Origin of the sequence: Pseudomonas yangonensis, from assembly GCF_009932725.1 — a bacterium.
In the GTDB taxonomy this organism is placed as follows: domain Bacteria; phylum Pseudomonadota; class Gammaproteobacteria; order Pseudomonadales; family Pseudomonadaceae; genus Aquipseudomonas; species Aquipseudomonas yangonensis.
This window is the reverse complement of the sequence record NZ_BLJU01000256.1, coordinates 1-270: the sequence shown is the minus strand read 5'-3', so window position 1 is coordinate 270 and position 270 is coordinate 1. Positions and strand designations below refer to the sequence as shown.

1 protein-coding gene is annotated in these 270 nt (G+C 66.7%); it reads right to left on the bottom strand.

The features are described 5' to 3' along the window. Positions 1 to 270 (bottom strand): condensation domain-containing protein (locus tag GYB81_RS24245; RefSeq protein ID WP_161898034.1); only part of this gene is annotated, 270 nt, incomplete at both ends.

Genomic DNA, 270 nt, shown 5'->3' with positions numbered 1-270 from the left:
AGGTGGCGCAGCAGGCCATAACCCAGGCCCTGGTTGGGCACGCGGCGCAGGCGCTGACGAACATCGGCCAGCGTCGGTGGCAGGGTTGCCTGCGGCTGCAGACGCAGCGGGTAGAGACTGGTGAACCAGCCCAGCGTACGCGCTATGTCCTGCTCGGCCTGTTCGTCGAGCCATTCGCGTCCATGCCCTTCCAGGGCAATCAGGCTGTCATCGAGGCCACTCCAACGACGCAACCCTTCGGCCAGCGCGGCGAGCAGCACTTCGTCCATG